The sequence below is a fragment of the Mycolicibacterium chitae genome (genome assembly GCF_900637205.1).
Classification (GTDB): domain Bacteria; phylum Actinomycetota; class Actinomycetes; order Mycobacteriales; family Mycobacteriaceae; genus Mycobacterium; species Mycobacterium chitae.
The window spans coordinates 1,544,692-1,559,960 of record NZ_LR134355.1; the positions used below are offsets into that span (position 1 = coordinate 1,544,692).

Annotated in this window: 12 protein-coding genes, 2 tRNA genes and 1 riboswitch; of the genes, 8 read left to right on the forward strand and 6 right to left on the reverse strand. The window is 68.0% G+C overall.

The window, feature by feature from the left end; genetic code table 11:
- Positions 1–16 precede the first annotated feature (16 nt).
- Entirely contained in the window at positions 17–418 is a 402-nt protein-coding gene (locus EL338_RS07460; protein WP_126333144.1) for a hypothetical protein, read from the forward strand.
- A 9-nt stretch (positions 419–427) separates the two neighbouring features.
- Here EL338_RS07460 and EL338_RS07465 read toward each other — a convergent pair whose 3' ends face one another.
- Together EL338_RS07465 and EL338_RS07470 are read right to left on the reverse strand one after the other, a co-directional pair.
- The gene (locus EL338_RS07465) at positions 428–1,675 is read right to left on the reverse strand and encodes an IS256 family transposase (protein WP_126331946.1); all 1,248 of its coding nucleotides are present in this window, start codon (positions 1,673–1,675) and stop codon (positions 428–430) included.
- 344 nt (positions 1,676–2,019) lie between these two features.
- A tRNA-Lys gene (locus tag EL338_RS07470) sits at positions 2,020–2,095 on the reverse strand.
- Positions 2,096–2,259: 164 nt separating this feature from the next.
- Between EL338_RS07470 and EL338_RS07475 the strand changes: the two genes are divergently transcribed.
- The 4 genes from EL338_RS07475 to EL338_RS07490 all read left to right on the forward strand — a co-directional run bounded on the left by EL338_RS07475 (position 2,260) and on the right by EL338_RS07490 (position 7,647).
- A complete protein-coding gene (locus tag EL338_RS07475) occupies positions 2,260–3,474 on the forward strand; it encodes a L,D-transpeptidase (RefSeq protein ID WP_126333145.1) in 1,215 nt (404 codons plus the stop codon).
- Positions 3,475–3,506: 32 nt separating this feature from the next.
- Positions 3,507–4,655, forward strand: a complete 1,149-nt coding sequence (locus EL338_RS07480) for a transporter substrate-binding domain-containing protein (RefSeq protein WP_235666400.1) — start codon at positions 3,507–3,509, stop codon at positions 4,653–4,655.
- 111 nt (positions 4,656–4,766) lie between these two features.
- Entirely contained in the window at positions 4,767–5,723 is a 957-nt protein-coding gene (locus tag EL338_RS07485) for an acyl-ACP desaturase (protein ID WP_435404892.1), read from the forward strand.
- Between the two features lie 5 nt (positions 5,724–5,728).
- A riboswitch (cobalamin riboswitch) is annotated at positions 5,729–5,907 on the forward strand.
- 66 nt (positions 5,908–5,973) lie between these two features.
- Positions 5,974–7,647, forward strand: a complete 1,674-nt coding sequence (locus EL338_RS07490; RefSeq protein ID WP_126333147.1) for a PPE domain-containing protein — start codon at positions 5,974–5,976, stop codon at positions 7,645–7,647.
- Between the two features lie 61 nt (positions 7,648–7,708).
- On the opposite strand, the gene EL338_RS07495 is transcribed toward EL338_RS07490, so the two are convergent.
- Together EL338_RS07495 and orn are read right to left on the reverse strand one after the other, a co-directional pair.
- Positions 7,709–7,781, reverse strand: a tRNA-His gene (locus EL338_RS07495).
- A gap of 46 nt (positions 7,782–7,827) precedes the next feature.
- Positions 7,828–8,463 carry an oligoribonuclease gene (gene orn / locus EL338_RS07500; RefSeq protein WP_163792065.1) on the reverse strand — a complete coding sequence of 212 codons (636 nt, stop codon included), beginning with the start codon at positions 8,461–8,463 and terminating at the stop codon, positions 7,828–7,830.
- 163 nt (positions 8,464–8,626) lie between these two features.
- Here orn and EL338_RS07505 point away from each other — a divergent pair, with 163 nt between their 5' ends.
- Entirely contained in the window at positions 8,627–10,174 is a 1,548-nt protein-coding gene (locus EL338_RS07505) for a helicase HerA-like domain-containing protein (RefSeq protein ID WP_126336732.1), read from the forward strand.
- A gap of 10 nt (positions 10,175–10,184) precedes the next feature.
- Here the strand turns inward: EL338_RS07505 and cmrA are convergent, their stop codons facing one another.
- Positions 10,185–10,991, reverse strand: coding sequence for a mycolate reductase (cmrA, locus tag EL338_RS07510; RefSeq protein WP_126333149.1), 807 nt, complete (start codon positions 10,989–10,991; stop codon positions 10,185–10,187).
- A gap of 59 nt (positions 10,992–11,050) precedes the next feature.
- Between cmrA and EL338_RS07515 the strand changes: the two genes are divergently transcribed.
- Entirely contained in the window at positions 11,051–12,394 is a 1,344-nt protein-coding gene (locus EL338_RS07515) for an MFS transporter (protein WP_126333150.1), read from the forward strand.
- A gap of 1 nt (position 12,395) precedes the next feature.
- Here EL338_RS07515 and EL338_RS07520 read toward each other — a convergent pair whose 3' ends face one another.
- Positions 12,396–13,160: an MmpS family transport accessory protein gene (locus EL338_RS07520; RefSeq protein WP_126333151.1), complete on the reverse strand. Its 765-nt coding sequence runs from the start codon at positions 13,158–13,160 to the stop codon at positions 12,396–12,398.
- A gap of 123 nt (positions 13,161–13,283) precedes the next feature.
- Here EL338_RS07520 and EL338_RS07525 point away from each other — a divergent pair, with 123 nt between their 5' ends.
- Positions 13,284–15,176: an alpha/beta hydrolase family protein gene (locus tag EL338_RS07525; RefSeq protein ID WP_126333152.1), complete on the forward strand. Its 1,893-nt coding sequence runs from the start codon at positions 13,284–13,286 to the stop codon at positions 15,174–15,176.
- Positions 15,177–15,269: the final 93 nt, after the last annotated feature.

The window sequence follows — 15,269 nt, forward strand, 5'->3', positions numbered from 1 at the left end:
GCCATAGGCTGCATTGATGGGGATCCGGGACTGGTCGAAGGCCAAAATCGCCGTGCTCATCGTGCTACCGGCCCTGCTTGTCGTCGGCATCCCCATCCTCGCGTGGAGGTACCACACGGAACCGCCGGGGCTCACCGGTGACTGTCTGTACGTGGATCAGGCGCTGCGGCACTGGATGCGTGTGCTGCCCCAGATTCAGCGCGGTCTGGTCGATCCGGTCGACACACGCCGGGTCTCTGATGTCACTGCGGCCGCCGCGGCGATCCGAGGGGAAGCCGCGGCGATCGAGGATCCGACATTGCGGTCCACGACGGTGAGGCTCGCCGACAACCTCGAACGGGTCAGCAATGGAAACCCGAGCAGTCCACCGAACGGGTTCCCGGGGTCAAGTCCCGGGAAGTGGTGTAGTGCTGCGTGATCCGGTGGGTTAGGCGGTCAGTGCGGGCATGTCGTCGGCTCCTATTTCAGGGTTGTCGTTGGTGACGGTAGTCAGGCGGCATCGGGCGAGGACGTCGAGGCCGAGGTAGCGGCGGCCTTCGGCCCACTCGTCGTTCTGTTCGGCCAGCACGGCGCCGACGAGGCGGACGATGGCGTCGCGGTTGGGGAAGATCCCGACGGCGTCGGTCCGGCGGCGGATCTCTTTGTTGAGCCGTTCTGCGGGGTTGTTGGACCAGATCTGGGTCCAGACGTCCTTGGGAAATGCAGTGAAGGCCAGGATGTCTTCGCGTGCAGCACTGAGGTGGTCAGCCACCGCCGGCAGCTTGTCGGTGACATAGTCGATGAGCCGGTCGAACTGCGCGGCCACCGCGGGCGCGTCAGGTTGGTCATAAACGCTGTGCAGCATCGCTTTGACCGCCGGCCACATGCTCTTGGGGCAGATGCTCATCAGGTTGGCCGCGTAGTGGGTGCGACACCGTTGCCAGCTGGCTCCGGGCAGGTTGGCCGCGATCGCTTCGCGCAGGCCGGCATGGGCGTCGCTGGTGACCAGCCGCACCCCGGCCAGCCCACGGGCGACCAGGTCGGCGAAGAACTCGTTCCAGGCCGGGCCGGTCTCGCTGGTGACCACCCGCATGCCCAGGACTTCGCGGTGTCCGTCGCCATTGACGCCAGTGGCCAGCAGCACGACCCCGTTGACCACCCGCCCGCCTTCGCGCACCTTCATCGTCAACGCATCCGCGGCGACGAAGGTGAACGGACCAGCAGAATCGAGTGGGCGGTGGCGGAACTGCTCGACGTGCTCGTCGAGGTCGGTGGCCATACGGCTGACCTGCGACTTGCTCAGCGAGTCGATGCCCAGGGTCTTGACCAACTTGTCCATCCGCCGCGTGCTCACCCCGGCCAGGTAACAGTCGGCGACCACGGTGATCAACGCCGATTCGGCCCGCTTACGGCGTTCGAGCAGCCACTCGGGAAAGTAGGTTCCCTTGCGCAACTTCGGGACTGCAACATCGATGCTGCCCACCCGGGTATCGAGGCCGCGGTGGCGATACCCGTTGCGCTGGGCACGGCGCCCCGGTGTGGGCTGGCCCCATTCAGCGCCCACCACGGCATCAGCATCCGCCGACAGCAGGGCGTTGATGACCGTCTGCAGCAGCGAGCGCATCAGATCTGGGGATGCCTCGGACAGGGCCTCGCCAAGAAGGCCGGCAGGGTCGACAATGTGGGGTGCGGTCATCGTGGGACTCCTCGAGGATTCTGTGGAAGGTTGACTCGAAGGATCACGCGGTGGCCGCTTCACGTCCATCACCGACACGATGACGAACCCAGCAACCGCGCTACACCACTATGCGGGACTCAACTGCAGAGGGCGAGGTGTCGGTGAATGGGCAGCGCCGCCGCAGCGTGGAGGCGCTTGTGCGCCGGGGGTTGGTGGCCTATGAGGTCAATCACGTACGAATGCCGACCGGGATGGCTACATCCACCGGTTCACGCTCCGCCCAGTCGATTGAGCGGAGCGTGCTTCCGCCACGTCTGTGTACAGCTGTGGAGTCAATTGGCAGAAGGAAATGCCCTCTGATCTGGTGCGCCGTCAGGGTTTCGAACCCCGGACCCGCTGATTAAGAGTCAGCTGCTCTACCAACTGAGCTAACGGCGCGTTTGGTGCGAGAGCGACAATAACAGGCGAAGCCTCGCGACACGAAATCAAGTACCCCCGACCGGTATGCTGGGGCAGCGACGCCGTGGTCGCAGACGGGCATCGGAGCCCTTAGACTATTGCCAAGATTCGCGCAGAACCCCGTTTGTGAGGTGTACGTATTTATGTGGCAGGTCCGTTCTGCGGCCCGTCCGCACGGCTATCGATCCTGGTGGGCAGTGTTCCTGCTGGTTCCCGTGCTGGTGCTCAGCGCATGCGGTGCCGGTTCCGACACAGCTTCCCCCGAGCGCATCGCCGACAAGGGCACCCCGTTTGCTGACTTGCTGGTGCCGCGGGTCACCGCGTCCTTCAAGGACGGTGCGGTCGGCGTTCCGGTCGACAAGCCGGTGACCGTGACGGCGACCGCCGGCGTGCTCGACTCGGTGGTGATGACCAACGAGAGCGGCACCGTCGTCGAAGGCAAGCTCAGCGACGACGGTCTGACCTGGGAGACCGCCGAGCCGCTGGGCTTCAACAAGACCTACACGGTCAACGCCCGCTCGCTGGGCCTCGGCGGCGTCACCACCCGGCAGATGACCTTCGAGACGCACTCGCCGGCCAATCAGACCATGCCGTACCTGATGCCCAACGACGGTCAGACCGTCGGCGTCGGCCAACCCATCGCGATCCGATTCGACGAGAACATTCCCAACCGGGTGGCCGCCGAACGAGCCATCAAGGTGACCGCCGAGCCTGCCGTTCAGGGCGCGTTCTACTGGCTGAACAATCGCGAAGTCCGTTGGCGCCCGGCCGAATACTGGAAGCCCGGCACCACCGTCGAGGTCGAGGTCAACACCTACGGGGTGGATCTCGGTGACGGTCTGTTCGGCCAGGGCAACGCCAGTACCAAGTTCACCATCGGCGACGAGGTGATCGCGACGGCCGACGACGCCACCAAGACCTTGACCGTGCGGGTCAACGGTGAGGTGGTCAAGACCATGCCGATCTCGATGGGCAAGAACAGCACCCCCACGCCCAACGGCACCTATATCGTCGGTGACCGCTACGAGCACCTGGTGATGGATTCGTCCACCTATGGCGTGCCGGTGAATTCGCCCAACGGCTATCGCACCGAGGTCGACTTCGCGACGCAGATGTCCTACAGCGGAATCTATGTCCACGGCGCGCCGTGGTCGGTGGGCAGCCAGGGCTACGACAACGTCAGCCACGGCTGCATCAACGTCAGCACCAGCAACGCGCAGTGGTTCTACAACAACGTCAAGCGTGGCGACATCGTCGACGTGGTCAACACCGTAGGGTCGACGTTGCCGGGCACCGATGGCCTGGGCGACTGGAACATTCCGTGGAAACAGTGGCAGGCGGGTAACTCCAGCACCTGACGCCCTGCGTCGGCGGAGTGGGGAAAGAAGAGGTGAGCCCGTTGGGTTCGCGGCACGTCGGCGCGATCGTCGCGTTCCTGTTGACGGTCGTGCTCGGGATGGCGCCCGCGCTGATGCCGACGGCCGCCGCGGAACCGGAGCCTGAACCGGATGCGGTCAGCGTCGCGGTGCACCCCCTGGAACCCTTCGTCGTGGAGACCAGCTCCGGGGAGCTCACCGGGTTCAGCGTCGATCTGTGGAACGAGATCGCCAAGCGGCTGGACTGGACCACCGAGTACCTGCGCACCGACAACGTCCGGGGGCAGCTGGCCGCGGTGGCCGAGGACCGCGCCGATGTCGCGGTGGGCGCGATCTCGCTGACCGCCGATCGCGAACAACACTTCGACTTCACCCAGCCCACCCTGGATGCGGGACTGCAGATCATCGTTCCCGTGCACGACACCCGCCCGTCGGTTCCGGGCCTCGGTGGTTTCCTGGACCTGTTGTTCTCCCGGACGATGCTGATCTGGCTGAGCGCGGCGGTGGTCGTCAGTATCATTCCGGCGCACGTCTTTTGGTTCATCGAGCGCCGCAGCGACAAACCCGTCGTGTCGCGGTCGTACTATCCGGGCATTGTCCAGTCGTTCGGCTGGGGGATCGGCTCGCTGGTCGGCTCGGCGAACACCACGGCGACCCGTGCCCTCACCCAGGTCCTGGCGATCCTGTGGGGCTTCGCGGCGATCGTGTTCGTGGCGTTCTATTCGGCCAACCTCAGCGCCACCTTGACCGTCGCCAAGCTGGACGCGAAGATCACCGGCCCGGCCGACCTCTACGAGAAGTCCGTCGCCACGGTCGCCGACACCACGGCGGCAGCCTTCCTGCGCAACCTCGGCGTCGACGCCACCGAGACACCGACCATCGAGGACTCCTATCACCTGCTGCGCGAAGGTGGGTACGACGCGGTGGTATTCGATGCGCCGGTGTTGCGTTACTACGTCGCTCACCGCGGCGAGGGCGTCGCCGTGACGGCGGGACCGATGTTCCAGGAAGAGGATCAGGGCTTCGTCGTCGACGTCGACAGCCCGCTGCGCAAGCCGATCAACCAAACGCTGTTCCGCATGCGCGAGGACGGCACCTACAACCTGATCAAAGAGAAATGGTTCGGCGACAACGTCAACACCACCGCCGGCGACACGAACTGAACCATTCTCGTCGAGCGGTACAGCCTTTGGTCGGGTTCGACACCGAATTAGCTGGCGCAAGCTACGCTGAGCCCGGCATCTACGCAAGGAAACGGTCTTATGGTCAGGAAAATGTCCGATTCGGCGATCATCGCCGAGCTGGAACCGATTGCTGAGCGCAATCTCAACCGGCACCTGTCGGTGACCACGGACTGGAATCCGCACGACTATGTGCCCTGGGACCGGGGCCGTGACTTCGCCATGCTCGGCGGCCAGGACTGGGCCGAGGAGAATTCCCAGCTCAGCGCGGTGGCCAAGGCCGCGATGATCACCAATCTGCTCACCGAGGACAACCTGCCGTCCTATCACCGCCAGGCCGGCGCGTACTTCTCGATGGACGGCGCCTGGGGCACCTGGGTGGGGCGGTGGACGGCCGAGGAGAACCGGCACGGCATCGTCATCCGCGACTACCTGCTGGTGGCCCGCGGCGTCGACCCGGTGGCGCTCGAACAGGCCCGCATGGAACACGTGACCAACGGCTTCGGGCCCACCGAGGAGGAAGAGGAGCAACACAAAACCGACTTCCTGCTGTCGATCGCGTACGTCACCTTCCAGGAACTGGCCACCCGCGTCAGCCACCGCAACACCGGCAAGGTCTGCAACGACCCGGTGGCCGACCGGATGCTGCAACGCGTGGCCGCCGACGAGAACCTGCACATGATGTTCTACCGGAACATGTGCGGCGCGGCGATCGACCTGGCACCCGATCAGGCCCTGGAAGCCGTCGCCAGCGTCGTGGAGAACTTCCGCATGCCCGGCCAGGGCATGCCCAACTTCCGCCGCAACGGCGTCCTGATGGCCAAGCACGGCATCTACGACCCGCGCCAGCACCTCGACGAGGTCGTCAAACCGGTGCTGCGCAAGTGGCGGATCTTCGAACGCGACGACTTCACCAGCCAGGGCGAACAACGCCGCGAACAGCTCGCGGAGTTCCTGGAAGGCCTTGGCCGCCAGGTGATCAAGTTCGAGGAACAACGCGACCGACTGCTGGCCCGGGAAGCCAAGAAGGCCGAAGCGCAGGCGGTCTGAGCCGGCCGCGCCCGCCATGTCATAATCCACCCGATAGGTGATGACGACGTAGGAAGCCGGTGTGAATCCGGCGCGGTCCCGCCACTGTCATCGGGGAGCGAACCTCAACCGCCACGGCTGCAAGGCTGGAAGGCGAGGCGAGCGGTGATCCGAGAGCCAGGACACTCGCGTCATTGCATCCTGCTACCCGGGGCGGTGTACCCCGAGAAAGCCGATGTACGACAGTGTCTTTCGCATAGGGCGCGCGCCGATGACCGCGCCGATATACATGGCCGCACCGCCGGAGGTCTGGTCGGGTCTGCTCTCGTCCGGGCCGGGGCCCGGACCGTTGCTGGCCGCCGCGGGCGCCTGGACCACCCTGGGCGCCGAGTACGCCGAGGCCGCCGCCGAACTCACGGCGCTGTTGGGCAGCGTGAACGCCGGTGCGTGGGAGGGGCCCAGTGCCGCAGCTTATGTCGCGGCCCACACCCCGTACTTGACTTGGCTGACCCAGCAGAGTTCCGGCAGCGCGCTGCGGGCCGCCCAGCACGAGACGGCCGCGGCCGCCTATACGGGTGCGCTGGCCGCGATGCCCACGCTGGCGGAACTCGCGGCCAACCACGCCACCCGCGCGGTCCTGGTGAGTACCAACTTCTTCGGCGTCAACACCATCCCGATCGCGGTCAACGAGGCCGACTACGCCCGAATGTGGGCGCAGGCCGCCGCGGTGATGAGTACCTACGACGGTGTGACGACCACCAGCTTGGCGGCCGCGCCGGAAAGCGTTGCGGCCCCGCAGATCCTGGCGGCCCCGTCGATGGCCACCGCGTCGCGGGCGGCGGAATCCGAACCGCCACCGGACAAGACGAATGACTATCTGGAGTGGTTCGACCAGATCGGCTACACCGACTTCTACAACAACGTCCTGGATCCGCTGATCCAGGGACTCAACAACCACCCGTTCATCGCGGAGTTGTTCGCGGGCATCGACCCCTACCTGCCCTGGACCGGTAACCCGCTGAGCTTCTTCCACCCGTTCAACCTGGCGTTCGCGCTCGGCTATCCGATGGACATCAGCCAGTACGTCCTCTACCTGTCGCAGACCGCCGGCTTCGTCCTGGCCGACATCGGGATCGCGTTCGCCTCGGGTAATCCGGTGGCCATCGCCTACACGCTGCTGTTCGGCGCGGGGGCGATGTTCGTGGCCATCACCACCGACACCATCGCGCTGCTGAAGACCACGCTGCAGTCGGTGCTCCTGGTGGCCCTGCCGGTGTTGCTGCCGATGCTGGCCACGGTGACCGCCGGCGCCGGGCTGGCGGCCGGGGGCATGCTGGGCGCGGCGGGGCTGGCGGCCGGACTGCAGAACGCGCTGCCCGTGATCCCCATGGCGCCGCTCGCGCCCCCGCCCGTGGCGCTGGCCCTGGCCCCGACCCCGGCGCCCGCACCGGTGCCGTCGTCGGCCTCGGCGCCGGCCCCCGCACCGGCCCCGGCACCGTCGGCCCCGCCGCCACCGGGACCGCCGCCGCCCACCGGTTCGCCGCCGACGCTGGGCAACATGGACGCCTTCGGCTACCTGGTGGGTGGGTTGGCCGCCGACGCGAAGCGGACGGCGAGCAACCGCAGCCGTCGTCGGGCCCCGGAAGTCGAGGACGCCGAGAACCCCGCGGCCGCCCCCGCGGTCGAGGAGGAGAAGACCCAGCAGCGGGCGCGCCGCCGTCGCACCCAGGCCGAGCAGTTGGGCCGCGGCTACGAATACATGGACCTCGAACCCGAGGCGACTCCATCGGAGCGGGGTGCGGGCACGATGGGGCTGCGCGGCACCGCGCCGCGCCCGTCGGCCGCGCCGCCGGCCGGGCTGACCGCGATGGAAACCGACGCGTTCGACGGCACTGTGGCCACGCCGATGCTGCCCAGCACCTGGGGCGACGAGCGCGCCCACTGACGTCGGCAAAAACAAAAACACCGCCGCACCGGGTTCGCCGGTGCGGCGGTGTTTCTCTCGGGGTGGCTGACGGGGCTCGAACCCGCGACATCCAGGATCACAACCTGGTGCTCTACCAACTGAACTACAGCCACCATTGCTGTCCGGCCGGGCGAACCCGTTCGAGCAGCGTGGTCGATCTTAGCCGGTCGAGTCCGTCGCAGCCGAATCGGTTTCCGCCGGCGGGCCCAGTTCGGCCGCGATGGCCGCGATCTCGCTGGTAGAAGGCCCGGGCTGCGGAACGAACGCGGTGCTGCGGTAATACTGCAACTCGCGGATCGACTCGTGGATGTCGGCCAACGCGCGGTGCGCCAGGCCCTTTTCCGGCTGGCCGAAGTAGATCCGCGGGTACCAGCGCCGGCACAGCTCCTTGATGGAGCTGACGTCGATCATCCGGTAGTGCAGGTAGTCGTCGAGGGCGGGCATGTCCCGGCTGATGAAACCGCGGTCGGTGGCGATCGAGTTGCCGCACAGCGGCGCGGTCTTGGCCTGCTTGACGTGCTGCTTGATGTAGTCGAGCACCATCTGCTCGGCGGTGGCCACATCGACGGTCGAGGCCCTGACCTCGTTGATGAGCCCGGACCGGGTGTGCATCTGGGTGACGATGTCGATCATCCCGGTCAGCGCGGCCTCGTCGGTGTGGATGACCACGTCCAGGCCGTCGCCGAGGATGTTGAGTTCGGCGTCGGTGACCAGCACGGCTATTTCGATGAGTCGGTCCGACTGCAGATTCAGTCCGGTCATCTCGCAATCGATCCACACCAATTCGTCACGCACAGCGAATAACAGTAGGCCCATCGCGGTGCGCGGGTGTGCGCCGTCCCCCAAGGGCCCGTCGCCGACGGTGGCCGGGCAAGTAATGTCGTGGGTTGCTGGACCCCGGACAACTGGCGAGAGGACTTCGGCCGTGAGCACCCAATCCACTGGTACCGGGTCGGCGATGACCCCCGCTCAACACATTGCCGGCGGCTACTCGGTGGACGGGGCGGCCCTCGAGTTGGGCTCGGTCATCGTCGACGGCACGGTGGATCCCAAGGCGCGGGTGCGCATCCCGCTGGCGACCCTGAACCGGCACGGACTGGTCGCCGGCGCGACCGGCACCGGCAAGACGAAGTCGCTGCAGGTGATGGCCGAGCAGCTGTCGGCCGCCGGGGTGCCGGTGCTGATGGCCGACGTCAAGGGCGACCTGTCCGGGCTGTCGCGCCCGGGGGAGCCGGGGGAGAAGGTCACCCAGCGCGCCTCCGACACCGGCGACGACTGGGCGCCGACGGGTTACCCGGTCGAGTTCCTGTCCCTGGGCACCTCCGGGATCGGGGTGCCGATCCGGGCCACCATCACCAGCTTCGGCCCCATCCTGTTGTCGAAGGTGTTGGACCTCAACCAAACCCAGGAGTCGACGCTGGGCCTGATCTTCCACTGGGCCGACCAGAAGGGTCTGCCGCTGCTGGATCTCAAGGATCTGCGGGCCGTCATCCAGTACCTGACCAGCGACGAGGGCAAGGCCGAACGCAAGGCCCTGGGCGCGGTGTCGACCACGACGGCCGGGGTGATCCTGCGCGCGCTGGTCAACCTCGAGGCCGAGGGCGCCGACACCTTCTTCGGGGAACCCGAGCTGGACCCGGCGGACCTGATGCGCGTCGATGACCAGGGCCGCGGCATCATCACGCTGCTGGAGCTGGGCAATCAGGCCGCGCGCCCGGTGATGTTCTCCACGTTCCTGATGTGGGTGCTCGCCGACCTGTTCACCTATCTGCCCGAGGTCGGCGACATCGACAAGCCCAAGCTGGTGTTCGTCTTCGACGAGGCGCATCTGCTGTTCACCGACGCCTCCAAGGCGTTCCTCGAACAGGTGGAGCAGACCGTCAAGCTGATCCGTTCCAAGGGTGTCGGGGTGTTCTTCTGCACGCAGCTGCCCACCGACATCCCCAACGCGGTGCTCTCGCAGCTCGGCGCGCGGGTGCAGCACGCGTTGCGCGCCTTCACCCCCGACGACCAGAAGGCGCTGTCGAAGACGGTCCGCACCTATCCGAAGACCGAGGTGTACGACCTCGAGGAGGCGCTGAAGTCGTTGGGGACCGGCGAGGCGATCGTCACGGTGCTCTCCGAGAAGGGCGCCCCCACCCCGGTGGCCTGGACCATGATGCGCGCACCGCGGTCGCTGATGGACACCATCGGCAACGACGCCATCGCCGCGGCGGCGCGGGCCAGCACCCTGCAGGCCGAGTACGGCCAGACCGTCGACCGGGATTCGGCCTACGAGCGGCTGATGGCGACCATCGCCCCGCCCGCCCAGGACGAGCTGCCGCCGGTGCCCACCGGCATCGACGTGCCGCCGATGCCGGCGCCGGCCGCCCCGCCGGAGCCCGGGTTCTTCGAGAAGATGATGGACAGCCCGGCGTTCAAGAGCGCCATGCGCTCGGCGGGCACCGTGATCGGCCGCGAGATCACCCGCAGCATCTTCGGCACCGGACGCCGGCGCCGCCGCTAGCGTTCCGGCGCTACTCGCCGCCGAGCTTCTTGTAGACCGCCCCGACGATCGGCGCGACGATGCCGCGCGGCGCGTAGCCGGCGGCCACCGACATGGCCTTCGAGGTCAGCCCCGGCACCACCCGCATCCGGTTGCGCTCCAGCGCATCCAGCGACACCTTCGCGGTGTACTCGGTGTTGATCCACAGGAAATCCGGGATCACCTTCTCCACCAGCGAGCGGTCGGCCTCGTCGGGGAGTTCGGTGCGCACCGGTCCCGGCGCCAGCAGGGTCACGTGCACGCCGGCCTTCTTCAGCTCGCCGCGCAGCGACTCGCTGAAGGTGTTGGCGAACGCCTTGCTGGCCGCGTAGGTCGCGTTGTTGGGGATCGGCGAGTTACCGGCGGCCGACCCCGAGGTCAGGATCCCGCCCGCGCCGCGTTCCACCATCCCGGGCAGCACCGCGAGCGTAAGGTCGTGCACCGCAATGACATTGAGCGCAACCTGGGCCTGCTCGTCGGCGGGATCCAATTCGGCGACCGGCCCGAAGGTCGCGGTGCCCGCGTTGTTGCACAGGATCGAGATGTTGCGGCCGCGCAGCTCCTCGGCCAGCTTGCCGCGTTGTTGGGCGTCGGTGAGGTCGACGGCGCGGACCTCCACGGTGACGCCGTGGCGCTCGGTCAGCCGCGCGGCGAGGTCGGTGAGTACCTCGGCGCGACGGGCGGTGACGATGAGGCTGTGTCCGCGGGCGGCGAGTTCGGCGGCCAGCGCCTCACCGATGCCCTGCGAGGCGCCGGTGACGACGGCGCGGGCGTCCGGACTGGGAGGGGGTACGGGCATGCGGTCATGGTACGAGGGAGCCGGCGGCGCGGTCGGCTCGGACCCGTAGAGTTCCGACCATGACGCAGCCTCCCGCCGTGACGAAATCGCGGGTCGCGGCCTGGGCGCTGTGGGATTGCGGATTCGTCGGCCTCAACGCGATCGTCGTCACGTTCGTGTTCTCGGTGTATCTGACCGAGTCGGTGGGCGAGGGGATGCCCGGCGGGGCGTCCCCGGCCAGCTGGCTGGGGCGGGCGTTGACCATCGCCGGGTTGACCGTCGCGGTGCTGGCGCCGGCCACCGGGGTCTGGGTGCAGGCCCCGCACCTGCGGCGCCGCGCGCTGACGGTCCTGACCGGGATGGCGGTGCTGCTGACGGCGTCGATGAGCCTGATCCACGACAACTCGTCCTACCTGTTCGCCGGGTTGGTGCTGCTGGCGGCCACCGCGGCGTGCGGCGACCTGGCCGGGGTGCCCTACAACGCGATGCTGCGGCAGCTGTCCACCCCGGCGACCTCCGGGCGGATCTCCGGACTCGGTTCGGGCGCAGGCTATTTCGGCAGTGTGCTGCTGCTGGTCATCGTCTACGTCGGCTTCATCATGGGCGACGGACCCACCCGCGGCCTGCTCGGTCTGTCCGTCGACGACGGCTTCAACGTCCGGATGGTGATGCTGGTCGCGGCGGCGTGGTTCGCGCTGTTCGCGATCCCGCTGCTGCTGACCGCCCAGCACATCACCCCCGCCGTCACCGAACCGCGAACACCGATCAGCATGCTCGGCGCCTACCGCCAGGTGTGGTCGGACCTGCGGATGGAATGGCGGCGCGACCGTAACCTGGTCTACTACCTGCTGGCCAGCGCGGTCTTCCGGGACGGGCTGGTCGGGGTGTTCACCTTCGGGGCGGTGCTGGGCGTCAAGGTCTACGGCATCTCGCAGGCCGACGTGCTGATCTTCGGGATGGCCGCGCTGGTGATCGCGGCGGCGGGCGCGGTGCTCGGCGGCCACGTCGACGACAGGATCGGCGCCAAACCCGTCATCGTGGGGTCGCTGACCGTGATGGTCGCGGTCGGTCTGGTGATGCTCGCGCTGTCGGGGCCGACGGTGTTCTGGATCTGCGGGCTGGCGCTGTGCCTGTTCCTCGGGCCCACCCAGGCCTCGGCGCGCAACCTGCTGCTGCGGATGTCGGCCGACGGACGCGAGGGGGTGGCGTTCGGGCTCTACACGATGACCGGGCGCGCGGTGTCGTTCCTGGCGCCGTGGCTGTTCTTCCTGTTCGTCGACGCCTTCGGCACCGACCGCGCGGGCCTGGCCGGCATCCTGGTGGTGCTGACGGCCGGGCTGACGGCGATGCTCTTCGTGCGCACCCCGGGCCGCTACCGCGCCGACGAACCGCCCCGGGCGCAGACCGCCGACCTGGACCGCTGAGTCAGCGCCCGCCCGCGCACATCGTGATGCCCGAACCGGTGCGCTGCTGCACCTGTTCGCCGTCCACGGTCACCGAGCACGTCACGTCGCGGCCGACGTTGAACACCGTCACGCTGGCCGTGCTGGACGCCGGCGCACTGAGCGTGACCTGCTTGCTCCACGGCAGGGCGACGTTGAACTCCATCTGCATCATGGCGCCGGAGTCGACGTAGGTGATGCTGATGGCCCGGCCCTCACCGGTGACGCTGTAGACCACGGTCTCGGTGGCCCCCGACGGCGCGCTGGTGGTCGGCGGTTCGGTGGGCAACGGCGGGGGGACGACGGGCCGCGTGGTGGTGGGCGTGCGCGTCGTCGTCGGCGGCGGGGTGATCCCGGTGGGCTCGGGCATCGGCGGCAGCGGGGTCACCGCGGTGTCCCGCTGGGAGGAACCGTTGGCGATCACCATCGCCACCACCAGACCGATCACCAGCAGCACCGCGCCGCCGGCGAGCACCCACAGCCAGCGCGGCGAGCGCGGTCCTTCCGGCTGCGGCGGTGGCGGCACCTCGCCCGGCGGCGGGTATCCGGGGCCCTGGTACTGGGTCTGCGTCCAGTACGGGGGCAGCTCGCGGGTCGCGTCCGGCGGCGGGGTGTAGCTGGGGTAGCTGAACTGACCCGCGTACGCAGGATCGGTGTACGGGGGGTTCCGGTCGCCCAGCGGTTCCGTCGGAGGTGACCAGCCGGGTTGGTTCGGGTCGGACCCATAGGGTCGACGGGGATCGCTCATGCCCACCTCATGCTTGCAGGTTACCTGCGGACCGGAAGTGCCGGAATCGACCCGACTCAGCATCCGCCGTTTGCCGGGCCGTCATCGCGGGTAGCGTGCGGATCAGACCGACGACGAGGAGGGATGGCTGTGCGGGCGCAGGTACGCGCGATCTACGGCGCTTCGCTGTCCCCGGACGCCACGGCCTTCGCCAACATCGTCGATGACGGCGGTTATCCCCGCGCGGTGCAGCGCTTCCTGCGTGGTTGGCGGGCCACCTCCTCCCGTGATGTCGAGTTGCCGGTCGAGGGCCCGGTCACCCGGGTCATGCATTCGCCCGACGGGCACTGGCTGGCCTGCGAGGTCGCGCCCGACGGTCGGGAACGCACGCAGATCTGGGTGGTGACCACCGACCCGGACGATCGGGACGCGCGCCGCATCGACGCCTGGAGCACCCAGACCGACGACAGCAGCGAGGGCACCGCCGAACTGATCGGGTGGGACGGCACCCGCGTCTCGGCCATCCTGACCGGTGAGGACGGGGTCGGGCACTCGTGTCTGATCGACCCCGCGACCGGTTCCCGGGTGGTGTTGGACCGGCGTTCGGCGGGCCGGTTGGTGGACTCCTGGGCCGGTGCGGCGCTCATCCGGGTGGGCCCGCGCGGTTACCGCGAGCTGCTGATGCTGCGCGGGAACACCGAAATCGCCCTGCTGCCATATGATCCCGGCTCGGTCACGGACGCCGGGGTGATCCTCGACGACCACATGTCCCGGCGGCTGCGGCACGGTTTCGACAGTGACTCGACCCAGCTCTATCACCCGGCCAAGGACTACGGCCCCGACAGCACCGAGGGTTTCGTGCGGGCGCTGATCCGCAGCGACAACGGCGCCACCCACGCCCGGCTGCTCGAGGTGACCGTCACCGCCGACGGTGTGTCCTATCAGGTGGTGGCCGAGCGCCCCGGTTTCGAACTCGACGAGTTCGTCATCAGCGACGACCTCTCGACGGTCGCGATGCTGTGGAATCTCTACGGCTGCAGCGAATTGCAGATCATGCGCTACACCGACCGGGTGCTCAGCGACCCGATCCCGCTGCCGGGTCTGGTCGCCGGTGAACTGTCCATCAGCGCCGGCGGGGCGATGGTGGCGCTGACGGTGCAGAGCCCGTCGCAGCCGCGCACGGTCGAACTCGTCGACACCCGCACCTTGGAATGGGAACCGGTGGACCGGGTGCCGATGTCCGGCCCTGTCGGCACCACGCCGACCCTGGAAACCTTTGCCGCGCGCGACGGTCTGACCATCACGGGGTGGCGGTACGCCCCGCCGCCGGGTGTGCACGACGCCGGTGCGCTGATCTATCTGCACGGCGGACCGGAGGGGCAGTCGAGGCCCGACTACAGCGAGGTGTTCCCCCTGCTGCTGGACGCCGGCATCACCGTGTTCGCCCCCAATGTGCGCGGATCCGGGGGCCTGGGCCGGGAGTTCATGCACGCCGACGACCGCGAGAAACGGTTCGCCGCCATCGACGACGTCGCCGACTGCGTGAAGCACCTGGTCTCGAGCGGCTACGCCGACCCGTCGCGGGTGGCGTGTGGCGGATGGTCCTACGGCGGCTATCTGACGCTGGCCGCGCTGACCTTCCATCCCGAGCTGTTCGCGGCCGGGGTGAGCATCTGCGGGATGAGCGATCTGAACAGCTTCTACCGCAACACCGAGGCCTGGATTGCCGCCGCGGCCTACCCGAAATACGGCCACCCGGTCAGTGATTACGAACTGTTGGAAAGTCTTTCGCCGCTGCAACGCGTCGATGCGTTGATCGCGCCGCTGTTGCTGGTGCACGGCGGGAATGACACCAATGTTCCGGTGGGCGAGTCCGAACAGATGTATGAAGCCCTGCGGGAGCGCGGCCGGCCGGTGCGGTATTTGCTTTTCGAGGACGACGGCCACGAGATTGCCAAGCGGGAGAATCGCGTCCGAATGGCCGAAGAGGTCCGCAGCTGGCTGGGTGTCGCCTTCTCCCGGCCGCCCGGCGCATAGTCTCCCTCGCCTTTGGTGCGGCCGGCGCTCAGTCCAGCCGGTATGACGAAATTGTGATGTTTGGAAATTTATCGGCCGGGTAAACCTCTGTCC